Here is a 415-nt window from a genome sequence, read left to right as displayed (position 1 = left end):
AAGCCTGGCGAGCGTGCTGGCAATGCCGAGAAGCCCAAGCAAGAGCAGAGCAGCGGCCCGGCCACGGCCGAGGCCGACGCTGCCACGGCTGCCGCTGAGCAGCCGGAGGTTGCCGCCTCCGGCAATTCCTTGCCGAGTGAGGAAACCGGGGAGGAGGAACTCGACCCGTTGCTGGCGATGGCCCTGGGCGGCATGCAGCCGCAAACCGAGGAGGCCGCGCTCCCCGATGAGGAACTGGAGCCTGCGGCGCTGGTGATCACCGGTGCCGCCGCCGCTGGCGAAGAGGCCGGGCCGGTGACGGAGGAAGAGGGGCTCGACCCGCTGGCGCTGCTCGATTCGCAGCCGGAGGAGCTGGCGGTCAAGCCTACGCCGGTGCAGGAGGCTGTCAGCAAGAGCACCAAGACCGTGGCCAGTG

General features: G+C 70.4%; 1 protein-coding gene. It reads left to right on the top strand.

Annotated elements, in window-relative coordinates:
* Window positions 1-415, top strand: a 415-nt coding sequence (locus J0A65_RS26030; protein ID WP_206597089.1) for a hypothetical protein, incomplete at both ends; no start/stop codon positions are given.

It is taken from the genome of Bowmanella yangjiangensis (assembly GCF_017255015.1).
GTDB classification, from domain to species: Bacteria; Pseudomonadota; Gammaproteobacteria; order Enterobacterales; family Alteromonadaceae; genus Bowmanella; species Bowmanella yangjiangensis.
The sequence above is the reverse complement of the archived record's forward strand: the minus strand, read 5'-3'. Positions and strand labels throughout refer to the sequence as shown.